The following is a 26,403-nucleotide window of genomic DNA, read 5'->3' on the forward strand; positions in this document are numbered from 1 at the left end:
ATTAAATACTTGTGGTGGAAGATGAATCTTTCATGGATTGCCAGATGTATCGCCTGAAGATGACTTTGAGGGCTGCCGTGAGTGGAACGGCAAGAAGGGCTCCTAAAATGCCTCCTAGAACGAGTGTCCAGAAGAGGACGGAGAACATGACTGTCAGAGGGTGGAGACCGACGGAATTACCTACGATTTTGGGCTGGATGACCCAGCCGTCGAATTGGTTGACGGCAGTGAAGATGCCGATGACCAGAAGGATATGCTGCCAGTCATGCCAGACGAACCATGCAATGAGAGTAGCGGGAACGACGGTGATGATGGTGCCGAGGTAAGGAATGATGCCGAGGATGGCGACGGCTGCTCCGATGGTAAAGGCGTAGGGCAGCCCGATGAAGTAGAGGATGACCGCGGTGAGGGCGCCATCAATGAGGCTGACGAGCATTTGGCCTCGGAGGAAGGAGATGATATAGCCGTTGATTTCCTGGACGGTGGAGACGACTTCTTCCTTGAATCGGGACTCTTTGATGGGGAGAACATCGTGCCAGTGTTCCTTGATGGAACTGCTTTCCGTGAGGAAGTAGAAGAGGAAGATGGGAGTCATGACGAGTCCGATCGCGATGCCGATCCAGCCGAAGACAGCTTCGCTACCGGAGGTGAGCCAGGAGGTTATCTTGGTGAAGAATCGGGAAGCGTTGAGATCCATGCAAATGGTAAGTTGCTGCTGAGGCGTGGTGGCAGAACGCATTTGCTGAAGTTCTTCCGGGGAGTAGGCGTCGGAGTCCATATCCCGCAGGCTTTTGCGGTAGAATTTGTCGATGGCGCCGGCGACCATGGGTTTTTCCATGGCAGTGAAGACGGCATTGGAGGCGGATTGCCAGATTTGAGCCCGGTTGTCGACGAGTTCATTCGTTTGGTGGACGAGCGGGGGAACGATCCCCAGGAGGAAGATGACGATAGCGAGTGCACAGGCGCCCATTACTCCGGAAACGGCAAGGGGACGGGAAATTTTTCGTCGGACCAGCCAGTTGACAAGGGGCTCAAGAAGATAGGCGATGACTGCCGCAACGATGACGGGCAGGAGTACGGGTTCAAGGAAGCCGAGGATATGGGAGATGAGCAGGATGGCTCCGACGGCAAGTGCCAGAATAACGGCAAGGGAGACGCCGGTGAGAGCGTTCCAGCATGTTTGCTTACGGAAGTCGTTCGGGGTGGGGGGAGGAGTCATTGTCGGAAGGAGGCTGTTGATCGGGAACTGTTTTGTTGACGGAATCAATGAATTCGTGAATGGCCTGGAGGCGTTCGTAGTCTTCGGGGGTGACAGCTTCGGGGGTGGGATGGTAGTCTCCCGGTTCGGGGCGAGGGGGGACAGTCCATTCGACGGTGATGAGCTTGTTTTTGCGTTGGACGGTGACGGTGGCTTCGGCTCCTTCCTGCATGGTGATGTAGTCGAGGACGGAGTAGTCAAGATGTTTGCGTCCGTTCATGGAGACGAGTATGTCTCCGGTGCGGAGTCCGGCATTCCAGGCCGGAGACCATTCCGCGACGAATGCCTTGCAGGGCGGATTGCCATTTTTATCGGGGATGAAGGTGGCTCCGACGAGGTTGAACGAGGACCGGATGTACTGGGATGTTCTCGGGGAACTGAAATAAAGAGTGTTGCCCGGGCCGTCAAGCCAGGCTTCCCGGCGGTAAAAGGCTTCGATCCCGAGCATGATGTCGATGTCCTTGTCGGTGTTCATGACACCTTTGTCGGCGAAGCTTTCGCAGGCGACGACATTACGTAGTTCCAGATCTCCGATTTTGTACGAGGAGATCAAGGTCGATTCATAGGCATAGTAACCTCCGGCTGCGGGGGAGAAGCCGCTGTACACGGAGACGGGGGCATCGGGATAGTCCAGTTTGAAGGCTTTCCAGTCTTTGCGGGCGATGTAAATGGCGTAGGGAGCTCCAGTGTCGATGATGATGGTCCGCCCTTTGGGATCCCTGATTTGTGCATAGTCGGACTTGGGAACGAGCTTGAGATGGTCCCAGCGTTTGACGCGGGCGGGAAGAGTCTCGCTGAATTGATGGTGTCCTTTCGGAATATCGAGGTTCCAGACGTATTTGTTGATTGTCGCCCAGCCGAGGAGGCCGTCGTAGGGCGCTGTTTTGACGATGGAAACATCAACGGTTTCCGCGAGGTGGGGACCACGTTCGGTGAGGGAAACGGAGACATTGGCAGATTGCATGGTTCCCTTCCCGCGGATTCTTTTTCCGAGTTCGGTGACGGCTGGTGAGAAGAGGATGGCTTCTTGCGTTGCCCCTGTATCGACGCCCATTTTCAGAGGGGTGTCTTCATACCAGGCGATGGCCATCGGAGTACCGTCAACAGGGTTGATGGCATCAATGGGAGGGGCTCCCGGAGGGACCGGAACATGCTGAGAACATGAGATGCAGAGCATTGCACCCAAAACTGCTGGGAAAAGCCGAATCATGGAATCAACGGACATTAGCAAATGGCTCACGGCTATGCAAGGATCTGGATGGGGCTTTTTGTTTTTATGTGCATCCGGGGATGACGCGGCCGGATGGAGCGGGGCGGAGGTATGCTCTTGCGGAGGGGCGGATTTGCCATTATGGTCGTTCTTGTTTGTTGAGTATGAATTCCTCTCCGTTTGACCAAGCCATTATGCAGATTGTCCATCGGGATCCCCGGTATGCGCCGGAGGCTTACCATTTTCTACGCGAAGCATTGGATTTCACGCTGGAACGTGTGATCCGCGCAGAGGGAGGGCTGGGCCGCCATGTGAAGGGAAGGGAATTGCTGGAAGGCATCCGCGATTATGCGTTGCAGGAGTATGGCCCGATGGCGTACACGGTGCTGGAACAGTGGAATATCAAGGCGGGAATTGATATTGGTCGCATTGTTTTTAATTTGATAGACGCCGAGATATTCAGCAAGGAGGATTCCGATTCCATTGATGATTTCGATGGCGTGATGAACTTGAAGAATGCCTTGGAGCAACCGTATCGACCTACACCGTAATTTTCTGGATCATGAGTGAAAAGAATTTCAGATGGCCCGCCGAATGGGAACAGCAGGATGCGGTATGGCTTTCCTGGCCGCATCGCAGGGATTTGTGGCAGGGCGGCCTTGACCGCTTGCAGCAGACGTTTGGTCGTGTTGCTGCGGCAATTGTACCGCATGCCCGGGTGTGCGTGAATGCCTCTTGCGATTTGCATGACGGGATCCGTTCCGTGTTGGCTGGCCTCGGGGTGGGGGAAGAATCGTTCTCCCTGTACGATCACCCGACCAATGATGTATGGTGCCGTGACCATGGCGCGATTTTTGTGAAGGATGAGGCTGCGGATGGCCTGGTAGCGGTAGATTGGCAGTTTAATGCATGGGGGGGCAAGTTTCCACCCTGGGATTTGGATAACGGGATTCCGCGTCGGATGGCGGAGGCCCTGGGAGTGCCTCGTGTCGAATCTCCGATGATTTTGGAAGGCGGCGCGATCGAAGGTAATGGCGCCGGGCTTTTGTTGACGACGGAGGCGGTTTTGCTGAATCCCAACAGGAATAAGGAATGGAACCGGGAAGAGATTGAGAATGAATTGAAATCGAAGCTGGGCATCGAGTCCGTATTCTGGCTGGGTTCCGGGATTGAGGGGGACGATACGGATGGACATATCGACGATATGGTGCGTTTCGTGAAGGAAGATGCCGTGGTATCTATTGTGGAAGAGAACCTGAGGTCGCCGCATTACCGCGTTTTGGCTGAGAACAATGAACGGCTGGGTGACATGCGCACTGTTGCAGGAAGCCGGGTGGAGGTTATTCCCCTGCCAATGCCGGATCCGATCCTCGTGCAGGACTGGAGATTGGAACAGTTGCCTGCCAGTTATGCCAATTTCCTGATTGTAAACGATGCCGTGATTGTGCCTATCTTCATGCAGGAACGTAATGACGACCGTGCCCTGGGGATTCTGCGGGAGGCGTTTCCCGGCAAGAAGGTATGCGGTGTAGATGCCCGCCTGCTTGTTGTGGAGGGGGGAGCTATCCATTGTATAACCCAGCAGCAACCTGCAGTTTCCATAAGCCGATGAATGATGACCGGGAACCATTGTATGTCGATGTCGTCCTGCCCTTGGAACAGGCGGGGGACGATCTTGCCCGCAGGAGAGCTGCCGCCGAAAAGCTCGGTGTGGAGCCGGGGAGGATTATGGGAGTACGCCTCCGCAAGGAATCCCTGGATGCCCGGCATCGGCCGGTTCGCGTCCAGTTAAGGCTGGAGGTTGGGGTGGATGTTGAACTGCCGGAGGAGTCTCTTCCGGTGCGTTCCTATCCGCATGTGAAGGAGGGTGCGCCTGTAGTGCTTATTGTAGGCTTTGGTCCGGCGGGGATGTTTGCCGCGTTGCGCTGTCTGGAACTGGGGGCGAGACCTGTGGTGTTGGAACGCGGGAAGGATGTATCTTCCAGACGGTTCGATCTGGCTCCGATCATGAGGCAGGGGGTGGTGAATGAAGAGTCGAACTATTGTTTCGGCGAAGGGGGGGCGGGAACGTTTTCCGACGGCAAGTTGTTTACCCGTGCGACGAAACGGGGGCCTGTTCGTGAAATTTACGAGACTTTTGTCGCCCATGGTGCTCCGGCGGAGATTTTGACGGATGCCCATCCGCATATCGGTTCCAATTTGTTGCCGAACGTTGTGAAGGCGATTCGGTGTTCGGTGTTGGCAGCCGGTGGAGAAATTCATTTCCAGGCGAAGGTATCGGGATTGATCCGGGGAAAGGACGGGAGATCTCTGCGTGGCGTGGTATGTGCCGACGGAAGAGTCTTCGAGTCCGGAGCCGTGATTCTAGCAACGGGGCACAGCGCCCGCGATGTGTATCGCCTGCTGCAGAGGGAAGGGATACTTATGGAGCGGAAGCCATTTGCTGTCGGTGTACGCATCGAGCATCCTCAGTCGTTTATCGACGGACACCAGTACCATTTGAGAGCTGGTGAAGAAAGATCCCCCCTCCTTCCTGCGGCGAGGTATAATCTTTCGACGAAAATCGCGGGGAGGGGCGTCCATTCATTTTGCATGTGCCCGGGAGGTTTCATTGTCCCGGCTGCAACGGAGAATGACGAGGTGGTGGTCAATGGAATGTCGTTGTCGCGCCGGGATTCTCCTTTTGCCAATTCCGGATTCGTGGTGACGGTGGAGCCGGAGGATACGAACGAATTCGAGAAGGAACACGGTGTGCTGTCCGGCATTGCCTATCAGAAACGCCTGGAACAAGCTACTTCGGCGGCAGGAGGCGGGCTTCAAAAGGCTCCGGCACAGCGTGTGAAGGATTTTTTGAAAGGGAAGGTCTCGAAGTCTCTTTTGGAGACGAGTTATTTTCCCGGTCTTACGGCATGGCCTCTGCATGAATTGCTTCCCGGCGAGGTAATGTGGCGTATGCGAGACGGTTTGCTCCTGTTCGACCACAAGATGCGCGGCTATGCCGGCGAGGTTGCGCAATTGATCGGATGCGAGACGAGGACGAGTTCCCCGGTGAGGGTACCGAGGCTTGCTGGCTCGCTGGAACATCCGTATCTTTCTGGACTTTTCCCTTGCGGGGAAGGAGCCGGATATGCGGGAGGAATCGTGTCTGCTGCGATGGACGGCCTCAGATCCGCTGAGGCTGCCGTCGGGAAGCTCTTGTCTCCATAGAAGGCGGGAGGATTGCTCTCCCTTCCATGTGCCGGTTAGATTTCGTAGTTTCCTGCGTTGTTGCGGGAATCGGAGTCGTTGTCCATATCGGGAGTTTGGAGTTCGATACGGCTTAGGTCGTCTTCCGGCTTGGGCTGGGAAAGGACTTTGGAAAAGCACCACGTAGCCAGGGTGAGCACCCCGCCTATGGAGAAGATCATGGTGATCCAGCCTTCAGTCGTCATATCAATGGCAAGAATGCCTTGTACGAGGAATGATTGCAAGAGGCGAGTTTACCATGAAGGATGTTTAAAGGGAGGCCGTGGCGGCAGGAGCTCTCTTGCTTTGGGTCGGCCTGGTTCCGGTGACAAGCGTGCGCTTCCCGTCCCATGAGACGGCTTCGATGCGTGTGGAGCCTTCGGGATACTGGACGAGGGTGCTGGATTTGTCTTCGGAGTTTGTTCCCCAGACAGCAATATGGGTCAGTTCTTCTCCGGCGTATGTTTCAAATGCAACGGCGTTTTTCCAAATGTCGTGGTTGATGGTTCTGGTACGACCCTGTTCCGTGATTCCCTGATTGAAGAGACCTTTGACAGCGAGGCGTTTTTTATAGAAATCCGTGGTGCCGGAAGAGATGTAATAGATAACGGGGGATGCCGGAAGGGGATAGCGTTTGGCGTATGCTTCGATGGCATCGCACTGCTCCTGAGTGATGGTCAACTGGGCTTTGCGATAGTCGATCAGGCGTTTGTCAATGGGTTTGAGCATGCCGACTGCTTTGAAGAATGGCGTGAGATTTTTCTTGGAAACGTCGCAGGCGTACTTCATGAAATTGAGTTGGTGGTCCCCGTCGGAGAGGCCTTTGTCATTAGATGTACGGATACGTTCGAGGATGTCTCCATAGAAGTCTCTGTTACCCATGGCTGCGATGTTGAAGTATTGATGGAGCTGCCAGAGGGGAAGAAGTTTGGAACCATGGTCACCATCGAATTCGTAATTGGCCTGGCGGTCCGGTCCGCGTTGACAGAGCCATTGTTCACCGGCAATTAGGGCCGCATGGAGGTAGCAATTGATACCGCCGCCGATGAGTTTGTTTCCGTCCCAGTCTTTAGCTTTCCGTGCTTCCTGGTTGATCTTGCCTTTGGCGAAGTTGTAGGAAATCCAAAGGGAGTAGAGATTATTGGTGGTTTCCGTGGTACATACCCATTTGAATCCGGGGCGAACCTGGTTGACATGACCCAATTCATGGGCGATTCCCCATGAATTGGCTTTTATGTTGTCTACATTGGCTACTTTCCGCATGGTGTTGTTGTTGAAAGCGGCTCCGATGCCGTCGGCATACATGTAGCCCTTCCAAATGACGCGGGCGAACATGCGGTTCTTCGGGGTGCGCTTGTATTTGCCGAGTCCCATGAAGTTGTGTTCGAGTGCGACGATGCGATCATAGAGTCCAATAAGCTCCAGACCGTTGTCCGGACATTGTTTCTTGAGGGCCTGGACAGGGAAGGCAAGTTGGATTTTCCGCCCCTTGATGTCGAGGATGGGGGATACGGCTTCGGCAAGGAGTTTTTTCCATTCCCGATTCGAGTGTTTGACCGGGTCGAAATATCCGTTGGCTTTGCCTCCCTGAATGGTTATTTTGAGTTTGGGCGCCGTTTTGTAATGGTCAGAATAGTACGAGATATAACCGAGCCCCGGCACCTCGGCCGTGATTTTATTTTCGCCTGTTTTGAGAGGATAGTCTTTTTTTCCTTTTCCGTCCGGCCCGAAATCCATGATGAGGAGCCTGGGAGATTCTTCCCCTATGTCTGTGGCAACATTGACGATAATTGTATCGCCTGCCTGGAAGTAGATGCCGGTGGGATTTTCGTACTGGTTGTAGGTTCCTGTTTTGAGTTGCGAAGCCAGGGATTTCAAAGGCTGGTATGCTTCATAGACTTGAGTCCTGAAGTTTTTATGGAAAGCGTCTTCCGGCGTTGCGGATGCCATTGCCGGAGATCTGCCGGATAGATTGGTGGAAACTCCCGGTTCTGCAAAACATAAGGTGCAGAAGGAGAATGCGATAAGAGAAAGAGACAGAGCATTCATGATGATTTATTACGTACAATGTACGTTAAGTGTGGTTAAAATCTATCATGTTATGTGGAGAGATGAACAAAAAAGAGCCATTCCGTCGAAAACAGAATGGCTCTGAGGAAGTTGTGTAGGGTTTACTTCGGTTATCTCTTGCCTGTAACGAGAGTCCTTTGTCCGTCCCAAGCGACGGCTTCGATGCGGGTGGAACCTTCGGGATATTGGACGAGAGTGCTGGACTTGTCGGGAGCTCCTGTTCCCCAGATGGCGATGTTGGTCATCTTATCGCCTGCGTAGGTTTCGAAAACAGTGACGTTTTTCCAGACATTGTGGTCGATTTTGCGCGTCTTTCCTTCTTCCGTGACGCCTTGATTATATGTGCCGGTGACAGGCAGCTTGTCGCGATAGGCATCGACCGAACCGGAGGTAATGTAGTAAACGACGGGAGACTCTGGCTTGGGATACTTTTTAGCATAGTCTACCAGAGCGTCGCATTGTTCCTGGGTAATGGTCAACTGGGCGCGGGAGTAATCGTCCATGTCTTTGTCAATGGGTTTGAGCATGCCGACTGCTTTGAAGAAATCGGTGAAGTCCTGCTTGTTGACGTCGCAGACGTTCTTCATGAAATTGAGTTGATGCTGTCCGTTGGAAATACCGGCATCGTTTTGCTTGCGGACAATTTCGAAGATGTCCGGATAGGTGTCCGGATTACCCTTGCCTGCAACATTGCAGTAAAGCTGGAGTTGCCAGAGGGGACAGAGTTTGACGAAATGGTCGCCACCGTTCTGGTAGTCGGTGAGTTTGTCCGGCCCCTTTTGGCAAAGCCATTGTTCTCCGTTGATGAGGGCCGCCTGGAGGAAACTGTTGAATCTGCCGCCAGTGACGTGGTTTCCGTCGCCGTCGTTGTGGTGTTCTTGTTCCAGATTGATGTAGGATGGATTCAGTTTGAACTGGATCCAGATGGAATAGATGTTGTTGGTGACTTCCGTGGTAGAAACCCATTTCATGCCGGGACGAACCTGGTTGACATGACCGAATTCGTGAGCGACGCCCCAGGGGCCTTTCATGAGTTTTTCGATGTTGGCCAATTCCTTCATGGTATCATTGTGGAAGGCGGCTCCGATACCGTCGGCATGCATGAAACCCTTCCAGATGACACGACCGAACATGCGGTTTTTCGGAACCCGGTTGTATTTGTCCAATCCCATGATTTCATGTTCGAACGTGATGATTCTGTCGTAGAGTCCGATGAGGCCGAATCCGTTTTCCGGACATTGTTCCTTGAGGGCCTGGACGGGATAGGCAAGTTGGACACGTTTGCCTTTGATGTCCATGATGTTGGAGACGGCTCCTGCCAGGAGGCGCTTCCATGTGTCATTATTGTGGATGGCGGAATCGAAATAACCGTTGGCCTTACCGCCTTCGATAGAAATTTTAAGTTTGGGCGCCGTTTTGTAATGGTCGGTATAGTAGCTGATGTAACCGTGGCCTTTGTTGAGAGCCTTAATCTTGTTGACTCCGTTTTTGAGGGGATAGCGTGAGTCTTTCCAATCTTCGGAACCGAAGTTGGTAATGCGCAGTTCCGGTGTGACATTGGAGGGGATACCGCTTGCCTTGACAATGATGGTATCTCCTTCTTCAAAAACGATGCCGGTGGGATTTTCAAACTGGTTGTATCCGCTGGTTTTCAGTTCTTTTGCCGTTGCCGATACCGGAGGATAAGCTTCGTAGATTTGCTTTCTGAACTGTTTATGGAAGGCGGCTTCGGGAGCGTTCGCGACGGTAGAGGGCGGTTCGGCTGAAGCGATGGAAACAGTATGTGCTGCCAGAGTGAGGCAGAAGGAAGATACTGCCAGGGCTGTCAGTATGTGGGATGTGTATTTTTTCATGGGGGTCAGAAGGAAGGATAATACATAAGATACGGAAAAGGGAACTTTATCCTATCATGAGAATCATTGATGTATGTCATCTTCATATAGTACAAATAAGATGCGCCCCTCCCTGTATTGGGCGGGGCGCATCTGTTTTTTGAAGAGATGTTTCGCGTATTATTTCTTCAACGTTTTTTCAACGATGTCCTGCACTTCCTTGGAAGGGGCAGTCATTTTGATTGAGTCGGCAGGAAGTTCTCGCTTTTCCCAGACTTTGAATTTACCCATTTTGGTGTCTCCGCCTGTTTGGATGAGGAATCTCTGTTCAGCGGGGATAACCTGTGCGGCAATATGTTCCGAGGGTGTCGGATCTTTGGTGAAGGTACCGGTGGTGGCAGGAACCCACCCCTTGTCTTTTGTCCAGCTAAAGTTGGGACCGTATTTGGCAGACCGAATGTGTTTGGTGGAGTCGTAGTTGCGCCGGAAGTCTTCGACGAAGGAGACGGCATAGGAGAGCTCGCCTTCTTTGCTGTGGGTTTTCCATGCGGAAATCAATTCCCATTTTTTCGTGTGGTTGTTGAAAAAGTAGCCGTAGATTTCCTTGAGATTGTCGCCGAGGGGTTTGTTGACAATGAGGAATTGCATCTTTTCTCCGATTTTCCAGGGGTAGGCAAGGAAGCTTTTACCGCCTGTACCTTCGCCTCCGAAGCGGGAGATTTCCGCATTTTGATGTTGTCCGATACATTGGACTTTTTCATTTTCGGGAACGTCATTGGGGTTGTCTCCATGGGGGATGGGATCCCAAATGGAAAAGATGAGGACTTTTCTGTCCGGTGAGATTTCCTGGAAGCCAATGTAGCAATTATCCATGTTGGCCGCGCAGAAGTAGGTGCCCGGTGCGGATTGCAGGGCTTCCGCCTGGAGATAGATGGCCTGCGAATTACGCTGGATGGGGGCGTGTCTCAGATGGACGGAACTGCACTGGCGTTTCGTGAGTTCTTCTGGAGAAGTATCCGCTGTGGCATAGGTGGTAAGGACTGTTGCCAGCAAAATGGATGAAACAAGTCTTTTAAACATGTGTGTCTATTACACTGACTACCTGGCAAAGTCTTGCCCAAATATACGGGATTCTGTCATGTGAATCTTTCCGGATCCTGTGTTTACCGTTCGCGAAAGAAGATATTAGGATACTTTTTTGTTGCCTTTTGATTGCAGGATGTGGTTTATTTTCGATTATGAGAATTGCCTTTCTTTTACTTACATGCCTGGCATGCTTCTGCTGCAATTCATTTGCCGAATCCCGGACATGGACGAATAGTGCCGGTAAAACGATTGAGGGAGAATATTTGCGTGCAACGGATAAGGATGTTTCTGTGAAGTTGACTTCCGGTAAAATTGTCAAACTTCCTCTGGCTTCGTTGAGCCAGGAGGATCAGGACTTTGTCAAACAGGAGCAGGAGACGGCCAAATCTGAAGCTGTGGCTGAAGAGAGAGCCAAGTTGTCGTTCAAATGGTCCAAGAAGCTTGATGCGGCACTGAAAGATGCCAAGGAATACGATCTTCCTGTGATGGTGTTGTTTACAGGAACAAGCTGGTGTCCGTATTGCGTTAAACTTGAAAATGAAGTGCTTTCCAAATCGGAATTCAAGAGATTGGCAGGCGGAAAAATGCTGGCTGTCAAATATGAATGTCCGACTCCCGGAGGCTATACGCCTGAAGGGAAGAAGAAAGCTCAGCAATTCAAAATCAAAGGGGTTCCCCACTATGTGATTTTGAATAAGGATGGCAAGGTGATTGGCGATGGCGGCTATCATAAGGGCATTACTCCTAAGGAATTGGTGGAGAAGATTTCCCAGGCTGCCGGCAAATAATGCCGCTTTATGGATAGTCGTGATTCCGTGGTTACCCACTCGAAGTGGGTGTTTCGGTGGTAGATTTATCCCAGTATTTCCAGAAGAGATTCCCTTTGGCGGATGGGGATTTTGCCGAAGTGGTGTCTGATAGCGACATGGGCGGGCAGATTGCTTCCCTGAAGGCCATGGAGCCGGATAATTTCCCTTTCGAAGTGGAGTAAGGCTTTGCGTGAGGGCTGTTCCTGCTCCAGATAATTGAGGGCGCGGTCCAAAAGATCGTAGAATTCCGGTGCGGGGGTTCCTGCTTCAACAACGAGCAGGATAAGGCGGGCAAAGTAGGAAGCCAGCGAGAGCTTGGGGTATTCCCGGCGGATGTTGAAACGTGGATGGGCAAGCGTGGCGGACGAAAGTGTATGCAGATCTCCGGTTCGGGCTTCTTTCCACTGGATGAGGCTGTGAAAGAAGAGATCAAGCTGCCCGATGTAGCGGCTTTGCGGGCGAAGAGCTCCCTTGGCAGCAGTGCGGATGATGCCGTGGCTTTCCGTGAACCAGACGACGATCAGACCGGTTTCTCCCAGAGGGTAGGTTTTCAGGAGAGTGGCAAGGCTTTCATTCACCGCAACCGTTGTCGGGATGGGAGGTGGCAGCACCCAGGCGAGCATGAAGCCTGTCCAGGATGTCGGGTTCCGTCAGACCGTATTTTTCCCGGAGCGATTTCAGACAGCCGTGTTCGATGAAACGGTCGGGCCAGCCGACAATTTCCACGGGCGTTGTAACGTTTCCGGAACTGAGACATTCGAGGACGGTTGAGCCGAAACCGCCTTTGATCGAGTGATCTTCGATCGTACAGACGAGTTTTGCCCGGCGGGCGTATTTCAGGATGCATTCTTCATCCAGTGGCTTGATGAAGCGGGCATTGATGATGGCGACGGAGTAGCCTTCCCGTTCCAGTTGGTCAGCGATATTGCGTGCAAGGACGATCATGTCTCCCAGAGTGACAAAGACGATGTCCGTGCCGTCGCGTTCGATTTCCGCCTTGCCAATGGGGAGGAGCTGAGGAATCTCCGGGATGGGGGCGCCGATGCCGCATCCCCGGGGGTAGCGGATGGAAGATGCCCGGTCGTCGATTTCATTCATTGTGTACAGCATATTGACGAATTCGGTTTCGTCCTTTGGCTGCATCATGACGAGGTCGGGAAGGCAGCGGAGCATGGCAATATCAAAGAGGCCGTGATGAGTGGGACCGTCGTCGGGAGACAGCCCGGCCCGATCCATGCAGAATTTAACAGGCAGTTTTTGAAGAGCTGCATCGTGCTGGATCATGTCGACACAGCGTTGCATGAAGGTGGAATAGATAGCGACATAGGGCTTGAGGCCTTCGGCAGCCATGCCGCAGGCAAAAAGGGCGGCGTGTTCTTCTGCGATCCCGACGTCGAAGAACCGGGAAGGGTGGCGTTCTTTGAAGAGATCAAGCTTGGTTCCACTGGGCATGGCTGCTGTGACGGCTACGACGGATTCATCATGGTCCGCCAGGTCGGCAATGGTGCGTCCGAAGATTTCCGAGTATGTTGGAGAGGGTGGAGAGTCCGTGTTGCCGTTGTCAATACAGTAGGAACCGAGTCCGTGGAATTTAGTCGGGTTGTCGAGGGCGGGCTGGTATCCGCGGCCTTTTTCCGTGACGATGTGGAGAATGACGGGTTCGTTGAGGTTTTTGATGTGCTCAAGTGTCTTGATGAGCAAGGGAATATCGTGACCATCGATCGGACCGAAGTAGCGGAGCCCGAATTTGTCAAACAGAACGGAGGGGAGGATGAGGCCTTTTGCGGATGATTCTATTTTATTGGCGAAGGATTTGGCCTGCTGACCGCCCAGGCGTTCTACAAATTCGGCTGTTTTTTTGCGGACCCATGCATAGGTATCCGACGTTTGAAGGGAGTTGAAGTAGTTGGCCAGGGAACCGACGTTTTTATCGATGGCCCACTCGTTGTCATTAAGGATGGCGATGAAACGCTTGGTCGTCTGGGCGATGTTGTTGAGGGCTTCCAGCGTGGTACCGCAGGTAAAGGCGGCATCACCGGCGACGGCGACGACATTGAAGTCGTCGTGCTTGCGGTCGCGTGCGGCACAAATGCCTAAAGCTGCTGAGAGCGCTGTACCGGCATGGCCCGCTCCGAAAGCGTCGTGATCCGATTCGGAACGTTTGAGAAAACCGGAAAGGCCTCCGAACTGGCGGATGGTGGACATGCGGTTGGCCCGGCCCGTCAGGATTTTGTGGATGTAACCCTGATGGGAAACATCGAAGAGGATTTTGTCCTTCGGCGTATTGAAGACATAATGCAGCGCAATAGTGAGCTCGACGACACCCAGGTTGGGGCCGAGATGGCCTCCGGTGACAGAGAGGGTATTGATGAGCAGGTCCCGAATCTCTTGAGCGAGAATGGGCAGTTTGTCCGGCGGCATGCTTTTGACATCCTCCGGAGAAAAGATGGAGGCCAAAAGTTCCGGAAGCTCAGGAGAGGGAGAAGGTGTCTGGTTCATCGGGCGTCTGTTCCTGGGGAGCGTCCAAAGTGGTTGTCGGGGATTCGGGATTTTCCAGGGCTTCTATGCGGAGCTCCGCCTTTTTCAGGATGGAACGGCAGTGGCGGATGATTTTGGTACCTTCTTCGACGAGTGAGATCATGGATTCCAATTCGGTGACGGGAGCGTCCGTCAATTGGACGATTTCCTCCAGCCGGGCGATGGATTGCTCGAAGGTGGGTGTTTCCTTGGATGATTTTGATGCCATGGATGTGATGAAAAGGTAGGAGGCTATTGGTTTGCCTGGATCCCGCGGGTATCCGATTCCGAGGTCTTGGTTGGGTCGAAGTCTTCGGCGATTTTCCTTTGGAGTGTTCTCCGGCTGATACCCAGGAGTTTGGCTGCCGCCGTCCGATTGTCTCCGGTGATCCGGAGAGCCTGGCGGATGGCTTCCTTTTCAAGGGATAATAGGTTCAAACTGCCTGGATGGACAAGCTGAATATGCGTTATGGGCTGAGAAGGCTGATCCGGGGGAGGACTTTCCGGTTGTTCCTGTTGTGTTGTCCGCAGCTGGGCGGGGAGATGGGTGAGATCTACGGTGCTTCCATTACTCATGACGACACCGTGTTCGATGGCTGTACGCAGTTCCCGGACATTGCCGGGCCATGGATAGGAGAGTAGAGCCCGGGTTGCCTGATCGGAGAGCGGTTTGACGGTTTTTCCGTTTTCTCCGGCAAATTCTTTGAGGAAGGCGTTGGAAAGGAGAATGATATCCTCTTGGCGCTCGCGCAAAGGAGGCATATCGATTTTGACGACATTGAGGCGGAAGAAGAGGTCTTCCCGGAAGGTGCCTTCTTCGACGAGTTTTTTGAGAGATTTGTTGGTGGCGGCAATAACGCGTACATCGATGGGGACCGGGGTGTTGGAACCGACGCGTTCAATGGTACGTTCCGAGAGGACGCGTAAGAGACGAACCTGGGTGGCAGGATCGATTTCTCCGATTTCATCAAGGAAAATGGAACCTCCGTTAGCTTCTTCAAAACGGCCGATTCTTTTCTGGACGGCTCCGGTGAAGGCGCCTTTCTCATGACCGAAAAGTTCGCTTTCCAACAGTTGTGGGGAAAGAGCGGCGCAGTTGACGACGACGAATGGCTTGGAAGCACGGGGGGAGAGGGCGTGGATGGCATGGGCGACAAGTTCTTTGCCGGTACCGCTTTCTCCCTCAATCAGGACAGTGGTTTTGCCTGGTGCCACCTGACGAATGATGCGAAAGACTTTTTCCATGGCTTCGGATTTGCCGAGAAGCCTGTCGAGTCCCTTGTGGGGATGGAGGGTAGCCTCCAGTTCGCGGTTGGCAGATTCCAGGGAACGCGTGCGCTGGGCACGTTTGAGGAGGAGTTCTACTTCGTCAAGGTTCAGGGGTTTGGTGACGAAATGGTAGGCCCCTCGCTTCATGGCTTCCACGGCGGTATCAACGGAGCCGTAAGCTGTCATGACGATGCAGACGGGCGGGTGTTCTCGGGCGGAGGCGGAGTCGAGGAGGTCCATGCCGTTTTCTCCACCGAGGCGGAGGTCGGTAAGAATCAAGTCGACGGGTTCGGCGTCCAGAATGTTGGCGGCTTGTGTCAGGTTGGAAGCCGTGTATACGTCGTAGATGTCTTCCAGCGCCATGCGGAGGGCATCGCGCGTGGGCTTTTCGTCATCGACAATTAACAGGATCGGCTGGCTCATGGATTGTTGGCGAAGGGAAGGTCATTTACTATTGAAGGAGTCTGGCTGCGGAATCCGTCCGGGGGAAGAACATGGTGATCGTGGTACCTTCTCCGGCATGGCTGGCGATGGTGAGGTTGCCTCCGTGATCTTTGACGATGCGGCGGACAATGAGGAGCCCCAGTCCTGTCCCTTCCGATTTGGTCGTCAGGAAGGGTTCGTAGATGCTGCCCATGACTTCGTGGGAAATGCCGCTGCCGGTGTCGGAAACGGTAACGCGGACTTCGTAAGCATTGCACTCCGTTTTGATGAGGATGGAACCACCCCCGGAAGGAATGGCCTGATAGGCGTTTTTGACGAGATTGTAGAAGACTTGTTTAATCTGGACGGGATCCATGTCCATGACAGGCATGGGAGAACAGAGATCAAGGACGATGTGGATGTTGCGTTCTTCGATTTCCGGACGGAGGAATTGGATGATTTCTTCGATGAGAGCATTGATTTCCAATCTTTCCCGGTTGGGCTTGGTCGGGCGGACGGCTTGGAGGAATTGACGGAGGATGGCATCGAGGCGTTTGACTTCCGAGCGGGAAGTTTGGACGAGTTCTCTCAGTTGTTCGGCTTCCGGAGATTGGAGTTGTCGCGTTTTACGGTCCAGCAACTGGAGATGAAGACCGATGGAATTAAGAGGATTTCCGATTTCGTGGGCGACTCCGGCGGAGAGCAGAGTCAGGGAGTTGAGTTGCTCTGCTTCGAGAATCTCTTCCGTGTGCAGATAACGGGCTGTTTCGTCGCGGATGAGGATGAGATAGCCGGTTGTGGTTTCCTCGCCGATGGGGGCGATGTAAAGATTGAGGTAGCGGTGTTCCGGGTAGTGGATTTCCGTGTCGTGGGAGACAGCCCCTCCTTCCTTGGCAACTTCTCCCCAGGCGTTATTGCGCCCGAAGAGGATGCCGAGGTCGTCCGTCGTGACGTCGCGCACTTCCTTATTGAGAATTTTGGCGGCAGCCTTGTTGACGTACACGACATGGCCCCCCGTATCCAGCAGGATGATGCCTTCCTGCAATACTTCGAATACCTGCTGGAAGAATCCTTTTTGTTCGGAAAGCTTCAGCAGGAATGCTTGCAATTCCTTGTTCTCCAAGTGACCAATACGGTCAATGAGCTTTTCAACGGTTTCCTTTTTCATGGACGGAGGAGGTGGGAAGATACGTGTTTATAGCATAAATCCCTCCGGTAAATCAAGAAGAGCTGTGACAAATTGTCACTATTTATCCGTGATGATAGTATCAACGGGATAGATTACAAAGCTGAGGCTTCTTTTGTATCGTCCTGGAACATGAATCCGTAGCGTTTTTGTTTGATCAATAGATAGAAATTCCTAGATGCTCAAATCGGTGGATCAGAGTCTGGAAAGAAATGTTGCGGAGGCGCAGATGTTTCTGGACGAGAGCTGGCGAGGTATCCTAGTGTGGAACTATGAATCAGGAGGAAAGTCTTGGAAACGGGGCGGGGTTTCACTACCGTCGCGAGGTGAGTTTTGCCGATACGGATGCAGGCGGAGTAGGCCATTTTGCACGGTTGTTGTGCATTTTGGAAGAGGCAGAGCATGTCTGCATGCGCGGGTTGGGGTTTCCGATGTATGCTCCGGGGCACTCTTGGCCGCGCGTGCATGTGGAGGTGGATTACAAGTCCCCGGCGTATGCGGGGGACTTGGTGGATGTACAGGCCGTTCCGTCTCACATCGGTGAGTCGGCTTTGACTTGGTCGTTCACCGTGACGAAGGGTGATGTGGTAATCATGAATGCCTCGTATACGGTAGTGCGCATGCTGAACGACCGCAAAAATCCGTTTACGGATGGCGAGCGTCAGCTCTTGGAAAGTCTGTGAACCGCATGCCGATACGGTGAGGTTTGCAGGGATGAGTTTATAGCCGGAGAGAAGAAGGTTCTGGTAAGGCCGGTTCGTCATCAGCTATGAATGGAAAAAGGGCCGGGGGATATACAGGATGACGAGGCTTGGAATCAGGAGGCATACCGCGAGAGAATAAGGGGGATATGTGCGATATTCTGGCGGATTCCGGTTGAAATTCCTGCCGAGAATCCGACGGGAGGAAGGCGCGAAATTCGAAGCCTTTTTGAATGGCGCATGAACTGCATGCTGCTACTGTAATGCCTGCAATGATGAGTTGGATGATGTTCATAGGGGGCGGTGGATTCTGGAGAGGCTGGGTCTTTATGGGCTCGGATGCTGTCTGATATTCCTTTATAGATATAGGCAAGGATATGCGGAATGGCAATGCTCCATACCAGGAAGCGATTGGCAGGTGGAGGGAGGGAAGAGGGACGAAGCATGGCGATCGGCATTTTCCCTTCTATATCTTGTAGATCTTGATATCATGCAAGCTAGGAGGCTTTCGTTTTAGGACCGTGTTGATTCATGAGTCAACACGATAAAATGCGAATAGTCGCAATTCCGGCTTTTCAAACGGAGGAGTCAGGGATAAAGAGGGGCATGTCAAAAAAGCCAGTCGTACTGATTATCCGGGATGGTTGGGGTCGCAATCCCCTAGGCCCCTCCGTTGCCGAACAATATGGTGACGCCACCGTTCTTGCTGAAACTCCCTTTACCGATTCTCTGCTGGAAACCTGCCCTCATTGCATGATCGGGGCTTCCGGTAGTGATGTAGGACTTCCTGACGGGCAGATGGGTAACTCGGAAGTGGGGCACTTGAATCTGGGGGCCGGGCGAGTGGTTTTCCAAGATCTCTGCCGCATTGCGAATGCTATTCAGGATGGATCTCTTGCGGCGAACCCCGTTTTGGTGGAAGCCTATGAAAAAGCCAAGACGTCTCGCCTGCACTTGATGGGGCTGGTGAGCGATGGCGGTGTCCACAGCCATATCGACCATTTGATTGGCTTGGTGCGCCTGGCTTATGAAGCGGGTGTGCGCGACATTTGCATCCATGCTATCACAGATGGCCGAGACTGTTCCCCGACGAGCGGTGCCGGCTACCTGAAGCAATTGGAAGAAGCCGTGGCTCCGTACGGTGCCAAAATCGCTACGGTGATCGGCCGCTTCTATGCCATGGACCGCGACAAGCGCTGGGACCGCAACAAGCTGGCCTGGGATGCCATTGTCCTTGGCCGTGGTGAACAGTGTTCCTGCACTCCCCATGAGTATATCGAACAGCGTTATGACGAGAAGGAAACGGACGAGTTCCTCAAGCCCGGCATCTTTGCCTATGGCGACGAACAGCGCATCCGGGACAACGATGTTGTTTTCTTCTTCAACTTCCGAGCCGACCGTGCCCGTCAGATGTCGGACGCGTTCCTCTACCCCGAGTTTGACGGCTTTGACCGTGAAGTGATGCCGAAAGTGCATTTCGTGACGATGACCGAGTATGATGCGAAATATCCTTCTCCGATCGTATTTGCTGCGGAAGAACTCGACAATATTCTGGGTGAGGTGATTTCTTCCGCCGGACTCAAGCAGCTTCGTATCGCCGAAACGGAAAAGTACGCGCATGTTACCTTCTTCTTCAACGGCGGGGTGGAAACCCAGTTCGAAGGGGAAGACCGTATTCTTGTCCCCTCCCCTCGCGAAGTGGCTACATACGATTTGAAACCGCAGATGAGCGCCGAGGGCGTGGCTGACAAGTTTGTGGAAGCCATCGGTAATTACGATGTGGCGATCCTCAATTTTGCCAATCCGGACATGGTGGGGCACACGGGTTTCGTGGAAGCCGGCATCAAGGCCTGCGAAGCTGTGGACAAGGGATTGAAACAGGTTGTCTCCAAGGTTCTGGAACTGGGTGGAAAGGTTCTGATCACTGCCGACCACGGCAATTGCGAACACATGCGCAATGAAGACGGTTCTCCGAATACGGCTCATACGACTAATCTGGTGGATCTGATCTATGTAGGCGCCGACAAGGATGATGTGGTTCTTAAGGATGGCATCCTGGCCGATATCGCACCGACTATTCTCGGGTTGCTCGGCATTGCCCAACCGGCTGAAATGTCCGGAAAGAGTCTGGTGGAACGGAAGTAATTTTCCGTTGTCCTCTGTCCGTTTTCAACCGCTTCATCTCTGTCTCGGAGATGAAGCGGTTGATTTTTTGTGCCATGGTGTGGAAGGCGATACTTGGTGGCAAATGCCCCATGGGATCGTCCCCGATGACGAAAGGGCAGGGTAAAAAGCGGAGGAAAAGGGCGGAAACAAACATAAAATAACCATTAAGTTGCTGATTAATAGTATGTTGTGTTTGTGTTAAAGAATGATTGAAAATTCCTAATAAAAGTCTTGTCATAGAATGATTAATCGGTATATTTGTTGCCCCACACGGCACCGCAGGGTGCAGGAAAATAAGTTTTCTATCGGGGGTGCCTCCGGAAAAAAGGCCGGTTCCTGCTCAGCAAGGATCGTTCGTTTTGATACCGGAAAAAGCACTCCGACGAACTAAAACCAAGCAGGAAACATGCCGACAATCAATCAGCTCGTCCGCAAAGGACGCATTACTCCGGAAGAGAAGTCCAAGTCTCGTGCCCTCCACAGCTGCCCGCAGCGTCGTGGTGTTTGTCTCCAGGTGATGACTCGTACGCCGAAGAAGCCTAACTCCGCTCTTCGTAAGGTCGCCAAGGTCCGTTTGACCAATGGTGAAGAAGTGATCGCCTACATCGGCGGTGAAGGACATAACCTTCAGGAACACTCCATCGTTCTTGTCCGCGGTGGTCGTGTCAAGGACCTTCCCGGTGTCCGTTATCACATCGTTCGTGGTGCTCTTGACTGCCTCGGTGTTGACAAGCGTCGTCAGGGTCGCTCCAAGTACGGTGCCAAACGCCCGAAGGTTGCTGCCAAGTAAAGCCTTAACAACCAATTAATCCTCAAAATCTGATATCATGGCCCGTCGTAAGCGCGTCTATAAGAAAATCGAACGTCGTGACCCCCGTTACGACAGTGTCCTTGTTGGTAAACTGATCAGCAAGGTAATGTTGAGCGGCAAGCGCTCACTTGCGGAACGTATTGTTTATTCTGCAATCGATCTTGCCAATGAAGGTACGGATACGGTTGATCCTCTGGAAGTTCTCACCCGTGCCATTGAAAATGCCAAGCCGCGCGTTGAAGTGAAGAGTCGTCGTGTAGGTGGTGCCACGTACCAGGTGCCTCTGGAAGTGGATCCTGCCCGTTCCGAATCACTGGCTATGCGCTGGGTTGTCAATTATGCCCGCAGCCGTCGTGGTGTGCCGATGCATAAGGCTCTTGCCAATGAAATCAAGGAAGCCGCCAACAACCAGGGTTCCTCCGTTCGCAAGCGTGACGATGTGCACAAGATGGCCCAGGCCAACCGTGCTTTCGCCCACTTCCGCTGGTAAATGACCGGTGTGTAACACACCACCTTAACAAGAACATTCCACTTTAGCTTAGAAATGTCCGACAATATCAACAGCCCCAACCGCAAGTGCCCGTTGCAGCGTTACCGCAACATCGGTATCTCCGCACACATTGACGCCGGCAAGACGACCCTTTCCGAACGTATCCTGTTTTACACGGGTATGATTCACAAGATTGGTGAAACGCACGACGGTTCCACCACGACTGACTGGATGGAGCAGGAACGCGAACGCGGCATCACCATTACGTCCGCCGCTGTGAGTGCCAACTGGAAGCAGCTCCATGATGATGGAGTTTACAAGGTTTTCGAAAACGAGCAGTTCCAGATCAACATCATTGACACGCCCGGACACGTTGACTTCACAGCTGAAGTGGAACGTTCCCTGCGCGTGCTCGACGGTGCTATCGTCGTGTTCTGCGGTGTTGCCGGTGTGCAGCCTCAGACTGAAACCGTCTGGCGTCAGGCTTCCAAGTACAGCGTTCCCCGTATTTGCTTCGTCAACAAGATGGACCGCGTCGGCGCCAACTTTGCCAATGTCCTTGCCGACATTCAGAACAAGCTCGGCGCCAATGCCGCTGCCATTCTGATTCCGATCGGTTCCGAAGACACGCTTCGCGGTCAGATCGACGTCGTCAACCAGAAAGCCATTATGTACAGTGATGACGATCGTCTCGGTTCCACCTACACTGTTGTCGATATCCCCGAAGAACTCAAGAGCGAGGCCGAAGAAGCCTATGAAGATCTTGTTTCCCGCGTGGCCGATGTTGATGAAGAACTTGGTGAAAAGTTCCTCATGGAAGAACCGATCTCGACGGAAGACCTCAAGAAGGCTATCCGTCGTGCCACGATCGCCAACGAGTTTATTGCCGTTGCCGGTGGTTCCGCTTTCAAGAACAAGGGCGTACAGTACCTTATGGACGCCGTGATCGACTATTTGCCCTCGCCGCTTGAAACGAAAGCCATCGAAGTTGAAAGCACTATTGATCCCGAAGAGAAGAAAAATCTCTGCGTTAGCGATAATGAAAAGCCCGTTGCTCTTGCATTCAAACTTTGGGCTGACAAGTTTGTCGGTAAGCTGATCTTCATTCGCGTGTACTCCGGCGTGATCAAGAAGGGTGATACCGTCTACAATCCCCGTACCCGTAAAACGGAACGCGTGGGTCGCCTCATCCAGATGCAGGCCGATACCCACAACGACATCGATGCCGTTTATTCCGGTGACATCGCCGCTATCGTCGGCCTCCGTAATGTGACCACGGGTGACACTGTCACCTGCGACGATAACGACTACGTTCTCGAGCCTCCGACCTTCCCGGAACCGGTTATCGCCATGGCCGTGGAACCCAAGACCAAGGCCGACCAGGAAAAGATGTCCAATGCTCTTGCCCGCCTGTCTGAAGAAGACCCGACCTTCCAGGTCAAGACGGACGAAGAAACCGGACAGACCATCATTGCCGGTATGGGTGAACTTCACCTCGAAATCATCATTGACCGCCTGATGCGCGAATTCAAGGTGGAAGCCAATGTCGGCAAGCCCCAGATCGCCTATCGCGAAAGTATCGCCAATCCCGCTCACGGTGACGGCAAGCTCGTCAAGCAGTCGGGTGGCCGCGGCCAGTACGGTCACGTTGTGATCGATGTCGCCCCCAACGAACGCGGTAAAGGCCTTACCATCGCCAACAAGATTGTCGGCGGCGCTATTCCGAAGGAATACATGAACGCCGTTTATGCCGGGCTGAACGAAGCCATGACGACTGGTGTCGTTGCCGGCTATCCCGTCGTTGACGTTCATGTCGATGTGGTCGACGGCTCCTACCATGAAGTCGACTCCAACGAAAACGCGTTCAAGATGGCTGCCATCTTCGCCATGAAGGATGCCTTCAAGAAGGCTAAGCCCTTCATGCTCGAACCGATCATGTCCGTTGAAGTGACGACTCCCACCGATTACCAGGGAGACGTCATGGGTGACCTTAACCGTCGCCGCGGCCAGATCAGCTCCATGGAAACCAAGGGTACGGTTTGCATCCTTAAGGCCATGGTTCCCCTCGCCGAAATGTTCGGTTATTCCACCGTTGTCCGTACGCTCTCCAGTGGCCGTGCTTCCTACTCCATGGAACCGTCCCATTTCGAGCAAGTGCCGCAGAACCTTGTTGACCAGATCGTCAACGAACGCGGCAAGTAATCATCAAGTTTACAAAGTAATTTAAAGCACTGCACGTCATGCAAAGTCCTAAAATCCGCATTAGACTCCGCGCTTTTGATTCCCGCGCTATCGACCGTTCCGCCCAGGAAATCGTCGAAACCGCCAAGCGCACGGGAGCCAAGGTAGCCGGCCCGATTCCGCTTCCGACCCGCATCGAGAAGTTCTCCGTGAACCGTTCCGTTCACGTCAACAAGAAGTCGGCCGAACAGTTCGAAATCCGTACCCACAAGCGCCTCCTCGACATCGTCGATCCTACGGCACGTACGGTGGATGAGCTCAAGAAGCTCAATCTCCCGGCCGGTGTCGACATCACGATCCGCATCTGATCAGGTGTGAGCTCCAGGATAGGTTAATTCAAGAAAAAGAAAGACACAATACAATGGCTCTAGGACTTATCGGTAAAAAGGTCGGTATGACCCGCCTCTTCGACCAGGAAACGGGCGCCATGGTTCCCGTGACCGTGATCGATGTGGCCGGCAATACCTTTGCCCAGCGCAAGACGGAAGACAACGATGGCTACACCGCCATTCAGGTTGCCTTCTCCGCCCAAAAAGAAAGCCGCCTTTCCCGCCCCGTTGCCGGACATTACAAGAAGCTCGGCATCCAGCCTTCGAAGCTTCTCAAGGAATTCCGCGTTGAAACTTCCGAACTTCCGGAAGAAGGCGCTGAACACCCCGGAGTGAATCTCTTCACGGACGGCCAGTGGGTCGACGTGGTTGGTACCTCCAAGGGTAAAGGCTTCCAGGGCGTTATGCGCCGTCACAACTTCCACGGTTCCCCGATGACGCACGGTTCCATGATGCACCGTCGTACAGGTGGCGTGGGTGGTTGCTCCACTCCCGGCCGCGTTTGGAAGGGACAGAAGATGCCCGGACAGCACGGCAATTTCCGTCGTACCGTTCAGAATTTGAAAGTCGTCCAGATTCGTCCGGAAGACAACGTCATTCTCGTTTCCGGTGCCGTACCCGGTGCACGCGGTTCCTACCTCGTCATCCGTCCGGCCAAGAAAAAGCAGGCTAAGTAAAGCTTAACCAGAGGAAATAGATTCCATGTCAGCCAATACTTTTACACTCGAAGCCGCCGCCGCCGCCAACATTCAAGTTGTCGGTAGCGACAAAGGCTCCCAGGCCGTGCACGATCTGATCGTTGCCTACCAGGCCAACCGCCGTACGGGTTCCGCCAACACCAAAACCCGCGGTGAAGTGAGCGGCAGCAACAAGAAGATCTTCCGCCAGAAGGGCACAGGTAATGCCCGTCACGGCGACAAGCGCGCCCCCATCATGGTTGGTGGTGGTGTGGTCTTCGGCCCCCGCCCCTGCGACTACACCAAGAAGGTCAACAAGACGACCCGTCGTCTGGCTCTTCGCCGCGTCCTCGGCGACATTATCTCCGCCGGCGCTGTGAGCGTGGTGCCCTCCTTCTCCATTGAAGATGGCAAAACCAAGAGCTTTGTTTCCGCCGTCAAGGCTTTGACGGATTCCGACAAGGTTCTTATCGTCGCCGCTTCATTCGATGAAAAAACCTACCTTGCCGGTCGTAACGTGCAGGAAGTCCTCCTCATGACGGCCGCCGAAGTCAATATCGAACAACTCATGAACGCCAAGGCTGTCATCTTTGTTGAAAGCGCTTTGGAAACCCTCGCAAGCCGCACCGCCTAAGGCCATGAAAGACATTTATCAAATCATTAAGAAGGTCCGCATCAGCGAAAAGGCGACCATGCTGCACGAAGCTGCCGGCGAAATCGTCCTTGAAGTCCAGTGCGACGCCACCAAGATCGAAATCAAGCAGGCTGTGGAAAAGGCTTTCGGCAAGAAAGTTGCTTCCGTTCGCACCGCCAACTACGATGGCAAGTTGAAGCGCAAGCGCCGCTCCGATGCCGGTAAGACCGCCAATTGGAAAAAGGCCTATGTGAGCCTTGCCGATGGTGAAACCCTTGATCTCGTGTAACCCCTGAATCCAGGAAGGAAAGAGTTATCATGTCCCTCAAGTCATTCAAGCCTGTCACCCCCTCCAACCGATACAAGGTTTGGTCCTCCTTCGATGAGATTACGAAGACCACTCCTGAAAAGAGCCTTTGCACGCCCCTGAAAAAGTCCGGCGGTCGTAACAACAATGGCCGTATCACAACCCGTCACATTGGTGGCGGCCACAAGCGCAAGTATCGCCTTGTCGACTTCAAGCGCAGCAAGTGCGACGTTCCTGCAACGGTGCTCGCGATCGAATATGATCCGAATCGTTCCTGCCGAATCGCCCTCATTCAGTACACCGACGGTGTCAAGTCCTACATTCTGGCTCCGGTCGGTCTGCAAGTTGGCGCTACGGTTCAGAGCGGTAAGACTGTCGCCCCCAAGGTCGGCAACGCCATGCCCCTGAAAAACGTACCCCTGGGTACCGCGGTGCACAACATCGAAGTTCGTCCGGGAACGGGCGGCAAGGTGGCTCGTGCTGCCGGTCAGCAGGCTATCGTCTCCAACCGTGAAGCCGGTTATGCCCTGGTCAAGATGCCCTCCGGAGAAATCCGTCGTTTCAACGATGACTGCTACTGCACGATCGGCCAGGTCGGCAATACCCAGCACATGAATGAAATGTCCGGTAAAGCCGGCCGTACCCGCTGGCTCGGCGTTCGTCCGACCGTCCGCGGCATGTGTATGAACCCTGTCGACCACCCGAACGGTGGTGGTGAAGGTAAGTCCAAGTCCGGTGGTGGCCGTCAGCACCTCAAGTCCCCGTGGGGACATGTCAAGGGCCAGAAAACCCGCCGCCTGCGCAAGCCAAGCGATGTTTCCATCGTTCAGCGCCGCAATGCCAAGTAATTTCAACTAATATAAAGGATCAACTACAATGGGACGTTCTCTTAAAAAAGGCCCCTTCGTCAGTCAGAAGCTTCTTGCCAAGATTGACGCTCAGATCGAAAGCGGCGACCGCAAGCCCATCAAGACGTGGAGCCGCGCATCCATGATTACGCCTGACTTCGTCGGCCTCACCTTCCTCGTCCACGCCGGCAAATCATTTGCCACCGTGTACGTCACGGAAAACATGGTCGGCCACAAGCTTGGTGAATTTGCCCCCACGCGTATCTTCAAGGCGCACGGCGGTATCGGCAAGAAGTAATCATTAAGTTAATCAT

The 26,403-nt window shown here is 53.5% G+C and carries 26 protein-coding genes; 15 read left to right on the plus strand and 11 right to left on the minus strand.

The genetic code is table 11. From position 1 onward, the window contains the following. Position 1: 1 nt before the first annotated feature. The gene (locus QET40_RS08890; protein WP_280126819.1) at positions 2 to 1,219 is read right to left on the minus strand and encodes an AI-2E family transporter; all 1,218 of its coding nucleotides are present in this window, start codon (positions 1,217 to 1,219) and stop codon (positions 2 to 4) included. After that, the gene (locus QET40_RS08895) at positions 1,185 to 2,435 is read right to left on the minus strand and encodes a PDZ domain-containing protein (protein ID WP_280126820.1); all 1,251 of its coding nucleotides are present in this window, start codon (positions 2,433 to 2,435) and stop codon (positions 1,185 to 1,187) included. The genes QET40_RS08890 and QET40_RS08895 overlap by 35 nt, the downstream gene beginning before the upstream one ends. A 197-nt stretch (positions 2,436 to 2,632) precedes the next feature. On the opposite strand from QET40_RS08895, the gene QET40_RS08900 reads away from it, so the two are divergent. Genes QET40_RS08900 through QET40_RS08910 form a run of 3 tightly spaced genes read left to right on the plus strand, consistent with a single transcriptional unit; the run spans position 2,633 to position 5,675 of the window. Then, entirely contained in the window at positions 2,633 to 3,019 is a 387-nt protein-coding gene (locus QET40_RS08900; RefSeq protein WP_280126821.1) for a Minf_1886 family protein, read from the plus strand. Positions 3,020 to 3,030: 11 nt separating this feature from the next. Continuing rightward, a complete protein-coding gene (locus QET40_RS08905; RefSeq protein WP_280126822.1) occupies positions 3,031 to 4,080 on the plus strand; it encodes an agmatine deiminase family protein in 1,050 nt (349 codons plus the stop codon). Then, positions 4,077 to 5,675, plus strand: a complete 1,599-nt coding sequence (locus QET40_RS08910) for an FAD-dependent protein (RefSeq protein WP_280126823.1) — start codon at positions 4,077 to 4,079, stop codon at positions 5,673 to 5,675. Before QET40_RS08905 ends, QET40_RS08910 begins: the two co-directional genes overlap by 4 nt. Positions 5,676 to 5,710: 35 nt before the next feature. Here the strand turns inward: QET40_RS08910 and QET40_RS08915 are convergent, their stop codons facing one another. The 4 genes from QET40_RS08915 to QET40_RS08930 form a co-directional block, all read right to left on the minus strand. Then, positions 5,711 to 5,899, minus strand: coding sequence for a hypothetical protein (locus QET40_RS08915; RefSeq protein WP_280126824.1), 189 nt, complete (start codon positions 5,897 to 5,899; stop codon positions 5,711 to 5,713). Between the two features lie 64 nt (positions 5,900 to 5,963). Then, complete coding sequence (locus QET40_RS08920) at positions 5,964 to 7,742, minus strand: M60 family metallopeptidase (protein WP_280126825.1); 1,779 nt, start codon at positions 7,740 to 7,742, stop codon at positions 5,964 to 5,966. Between the two features lie 131 nt (positions 7,743 to 7,873). After that, positions 7,874 to 9,616, minus strand: coding sequence for a M60 family metallopeptidase (locus QET40_RS08925; RefSeq protein ID WP_280126826.1), 1,743 nt, complete (start codon positions 9,614 to 9,616; stop codon positions 7,874 to 7,876). 159 nt (positions 9,617 to 9,775) lie between these two features. Then, positions 9,776 to 10,675: a DUF3472 domain-containing protein gene (locus QET40_RS08930; RefSeq protein WP_280126827.1), complete on the minus strand. Its 900-nt coding sequence runs from the start codon at positions 10,673 to 10,675 to the stop codon at positions 9,776 to 9,778. A 158-nt stretch (positions 10,676 to 10,833) separates the two neighbouring features. On the opposite strand from QET40_RS08930, the gene QET40_RS08935 reads away from it, so the two are divergent. After that, the gene (locus QET40_RS08935) at positions 10,834 to 11,469 is read left to right on the plus strand and encodes a thioredoxin family protein (protein ID WP_280126828.1); all 636 of its coding nucleotides are present in this window, start codon (positions 10,834 to 10,836) and stop codon (positions 11,467 to 11,469) included. 65 nt (positions 11,470 to 11,534) lie between these two features. On the opposite strand, the gene recO is transcribed toward QET40_RS08935, so the two are convergent. The 5 genes from recO to QET40_RS08960 are packed head-to-tail and all read right to left on the minus strand — an operon-like array spanning position 11,535 to position 16,867. Further along, the gene (gene recO / locus QET40_RS08940; protein WP_280126829.1) at positions 11,535 to 12,113 is read right to left on the minus strand and encodes a DNA repair protein RecO; all 579 of its coding nucleotides are present in this window, start codon (positions 12,111 to 12,113) and stop codon (positions 11,535 to 11,537) included. Further along, positions 12,061 to 13,989 (minus strand): 1-deoxy-D-xylulose-5-phosphate synthase, encoded by a 1,929-nt coding sequence (dxs, locus tag QET40_RS08945; protein ID WP_280126830.1) that lies wholly within the window; start codon positions 13,987 to 13,989, stop codon positions 12,061 to 12,063. Before dxs ends, recO begins: the two co-directional genes overlap by 53 nt. Next, complete coding sequence (xseB, locus tag QET40_RS08950) at positions 13,961 to 14,236, minus strand: exodeoxyribonuclease VII small subunit (RefSeq protein WP_280126831.1); 276 nt, start codon at positions 14,234 to 14,236, stop codon at positions 13,961 to 13,963. Before xseB ends, dxs begins: the two co-directional genes overlap by 29 nt. Positions 14,237 to 14,259: 23 nt before the next feature. Next, entirely contained in the window at positions 14,260 to 15,699 is a 1,440-nt protein-coding gene (locus QET40_RS08955; protein WP_280126832.1) for a sigma-54 dependent transcriptional regulator, read from the minus strand. A 28-nt stretch (positions 15,700 to 15,727) separates the two neighbouring features. Continuing rightward, complete coding sequence (locus QET40_RS08960; RefSeq protein ID WP_280126833.1) at positions 15,728 to 16,867, minus strand: ATP-binding protein; 1,140 nt, start codon at positions 16,865 to 16,867, stop codon at positions 15,728 to 15,730. Positions 16,868 to 17,157: 290 nt separating this feature from the next. On the opposite strand from QET40_RS08960, the gene QET40_RS08965 reads away from it, so the two are divergent. From QET40_RS08965 to rpsS, 11 genes are all read left to right on the plus strand, one after another. Next, on the plus strand, positions 17,158 to 17,568 hold the full coding sequence (locus QET40_RS08965; protein ID WP_280126834.1) for a thioesterase family protein: 411 nt from the start codon (positions 17,158 to 17,160) through the stop codon (positions 17,566 to 17,568). A gap of 624 nt (positions 17,569 to 18,192) precedes the next feature. After that, a complete protein-coding gene (gene gpmI / locus QET40_RS08970; RefSeq protein WP_280126835.1) occupies positions 18,193 to 19,731 on the plus strand; it encodes a 2,3-bisphosphoglycerate-independent phosphoglycerate mutase in 1,539 nt (512 codons plus the stop codon). A gap of 427 nt (positions 19,732 to 20,158) precedes the next feature. After that, a complete protein-coding gene (gene rpsL, locus QET40_RS08975; protein ID WP_102721861.1) occupies positions 20,159 to 20,542 on the plus strand; it encodes a 30S ribosomal protein S12 in 384 nt (127 codons plus the stop codon). A gap of 37 nt (positions 20,543 to 20,579) precedes the next feature. After that, positions 20,580 to 21,053: a 30S ribosomal protein S7 gene (gene rpsG / locus QET40_RS08980; RefSeq protein WP_280126836.1), complete on the plus strand. Its 474-nt coding sequence runs from the start codon at positions 20,580 to 20,582 to the stop codon at positions 21,051 to 21,053. A 54-nt stretch (positions 21,054 to 21,107) separates the two neighbouring features. Further along, positions 21,108 to 23,255, plus strand: a complete 2,148-nt coding sequence (gene fusA, locus QET40_RS08985) for an elongation factor G (RefSeq protein ID WP_280126837.1) — start codon at positions 21,108 to 21,110, stop codon at positions 23,253 to 23,255. A gap of 38 nt (positions 23,256 to 23,293) precedes the next feature. After that, a complete protein-coding gene (gene rpsJ, locus QET40_RS08990; protein WP_280126838.1) occupies positions 23,294 to 23,602 on the plus strand; it encodes a 30S ribosomal protein S10 in 309 nt (102 codons plus the stop codon). Positions 23,603 to 23,655: 53 nt separating this feature from the next. Further along, entirely contained in the window at positions 23,656 to 24,300 is a 645-nt protein-coding gene (rplC, locus tag QET40_RS08995; protein ID WP_280126839.1) for a 50S ribosomal protein L3, read from the plus strand. A 25-nt stretch (positions 24,301 to 24,325) separates the two neighbouring features. After that, entirely contained in the window at positions 24,326 to 24,934 is a 609-nt protein-coding gene (gene rplD, locus QET40_RS09000) for a 50S ribosomal protein L4 (protein ID WP_280126840.1), read from the plus strand. 4 nt (positions 24,935 to 24,938) lie between these two features. Beyond that, positions 24,939 to 25,223 carry a 50S ribosomal protein L23 gene (gene rplW / locus QET40_RS09005; RefSeq protein WP_280126841.1) on the plus strand — a complete coding sequence of 95 codons (285 nt, stop codon included), beginning with the start codon at positions 24,939 to 24,941 and terminating at the stop codon, positions 25,221 to 25,223. A gap of 29 nt (positions 25,224 to 25,252) precedes the next feature. Continuing rightward, positions 25,253 to 26,089: a 50S ribosomal protein L2 gene (rplB, locus tag QET40_RS09010; RefSeq protein ID WP_280126842.1), complete on the plus strand. Its 837-nt coding sequence runs from the start codon at positions 25,253 to 25,255 to the stop codon at positions 26,087 to 26,089. Positions 26,090 to 26,117: 28 nt separating this feature from the next. Then, positions 26,118 to 26,387, plus strand: coding sequence for a 30S ribosomal protein S19 (gene rpsS / locus QET40_RS09015; RefSeq protein ID WP_280126843.1), 270 nt, complete (start codon positions 26,118 to 26,120; stop codon positions 26,385 to 26,387). Positions 26,388 to 26,403 lie beyond the last annotated feature (16 nt).

Source organism: Akkermansia sp. N21169 (assembly GCF_029854675.1).
Classification (GTDB): domain Bacteria; phylum Verrucomicrobiota; class Verrucomicrobiia; order Verrucomicrobiales; family Akkermansiaceae; genus Akkermansia.

Bases quoted from the DNA above. Each gene is read 5' to 3' on its own strand.
- QET40_RS08890 (WP_280126819.1), bottom strand. From the start codon at position 1,219: ATGACTCCTCCCCCCACCCCGAACGACTTCCGTAAGCAAACATGCTGG.
- QET40_RS08895 (WP_280126820.1), bottom strand. From the start codon at position 2,435: ATGCTCTGCATCTCATGTTCTCAGCATGTTCCGGTCCCTCCGGGAGCC.
- QET40_RS08900 (WP_280126821.1), top strand. From the start codon at position 2,633: ATGAATTCCTCTCCGTTTGACCAAGCCATTATGCAGATTGTCCATCGG.
- QET40_RS08905 (WP_280126822.1), top strand. From the start codon at position 3,031: ATGAGTGAAAAGAATTTCAGATGGCCCGCCGAATGGGAACAGCAGGAT.
- QET40_RS08910 (WP_280126823.1), top strand. From the start codon at position 4,077: ATGAATGATGACCGGGAACCATTGTATGTCGATGTCGTCCTGCCCTTG.
- QET40_RS08915 (WP_280126824.1), bottom strand. From the start codon at position 5,899: ATGACGACTGAAGGCTGGATCACCATGATCTTCTCCATAGGCGGGGTG.
- QET40_RS08920 (WP_280126825.1), bottom strand. From the start codon at position 7,742: ATGAATGCTCTGTCTCTTTCTCTTATCGCATTCTCCTTCTGCACCTTA.
- QET40_RS08925 (WP_280126826.1), bottom strand. From the start codon at position 9,616: ATGAAAAAATACACATCCCACATACTGACAGCCCTGGCAGTATCTTCC.
- QET40_RS08930 (WP_280126827.1), bottom strand. From the start codon at position 10,675: ATGTTTAAAAGACTTGTTTCATCCATTTTGCTGGCAACAGTCCTTACC.
- QET40_RS08935 (WP_280126828.1), top strand. From the start codon at position 10,834: ATGAGAATTGCCTTTCTTTTACTTACATGCCTGGCATGCTTCTGCTGC.
- recO (WP_280126829.1), bottom strand. From the start codon at position 12,113: ATGCTCGCCTGGGTGCTGCCACCTCCCATCCCGACAACGGTTGCGGTG.
- dxs (WP_280126830.1), bottom strand. From the start codon at position 13,989: ATGAACCAGACACCTTCTCCCTCTCCTGAGCTTCCGGAACTTTTGGCC.
- xseB (WP_280126831.1), bottom strand. From the start codon at position 14,236: ATGGCATCAAAATCATCCAAGGAAACACCCACCTTCGAGCAATCCATC.
- QET40_RS08955 (WP_280126832.1), bottom strand. From the start codon at position 15,699: ATGAGCCAGCCGATCCTGTTAATTGTCGATGACGAAAAGCCCACGCGC.
- QET40_RS08960 (WP_280126833.1), bottom strand. From the start codon at position 16,867: ATGAAAAAGGAAACCGTTGAAAAGCTCATTGACCGTATTGGTCACTTG.
- QET40_RS08965 (WP_280126834.1), top strand. From the start codon at position 17,158: ATGAATCAGGAGGAAAGTCTTGGAAACGGGGCGGGGTTTCACTACCGT.
- gpmI (WP_280126835.1), top strand. From the start codon at position 18,193: ATGTCAAAAAAGCCAGTCGTACTGATTATCCGGGATGGTTGGGGTCGC.
- rpsL (WP_102721861.1), top strand. From the start codon at position 20,159: ATGCCGACAATCAATCAGCTCGTCCGCAAAGGACGCATTACTCCGGAA.
- rpsG (WP_280126836.1), top strand. From the start codon at position 20,580: ATGGCCCGTCGTAAGCGCGTCTATAAGAAAATCGAACGTCGTGACCCC.
- fusA (WP_280126837.1), top strand. From the start codon at position 21,108: ATGTCCGACAATATCAACAGCCCCAACCGCAAGTGCCCGTTGCAGCGT.
- rpsJ (WP_280126838.1), top strand. From the start codon at position 23,294: ATGCAAAGTCCTAAAATCCGCATTAGACTCCGCGCTTTTGATTCCCGC.
- rplC (WP_280126839.1), top strand. From the start codon at position 23,656: ATGGCTCTAGGACTTATCGGTAAAAAGGTCGGTATGACCCGCCTCTTC.
- rplD (WP_280126840.1), top strand. From the start codon at position 24,326: ATGTCAGCCAATACTTTTACACTCGAAGCCGCCGCCGCCGCCAACATT.
- rplW (WP_280126841.1), top strand. From the start codon at position 24,939: ATGAAAGACATTTATCAAATCATTAAGAAGGTCCGCATCAGCGAAAAG.
- rplB (WP_280126842.1), top strand. From the start codon at position 25,253: ATGTCCCTCAAGTCATTCAAGCCTGTCACCCCCTCCAACCGATACAAG.
- rpsS (WP_280126843.1), top strand. From the start codon at position 26,118: ATGGGACGTTCTCTTAAAAAAGGCCCCTTCGTCAGTCAGAAGCTTCTT.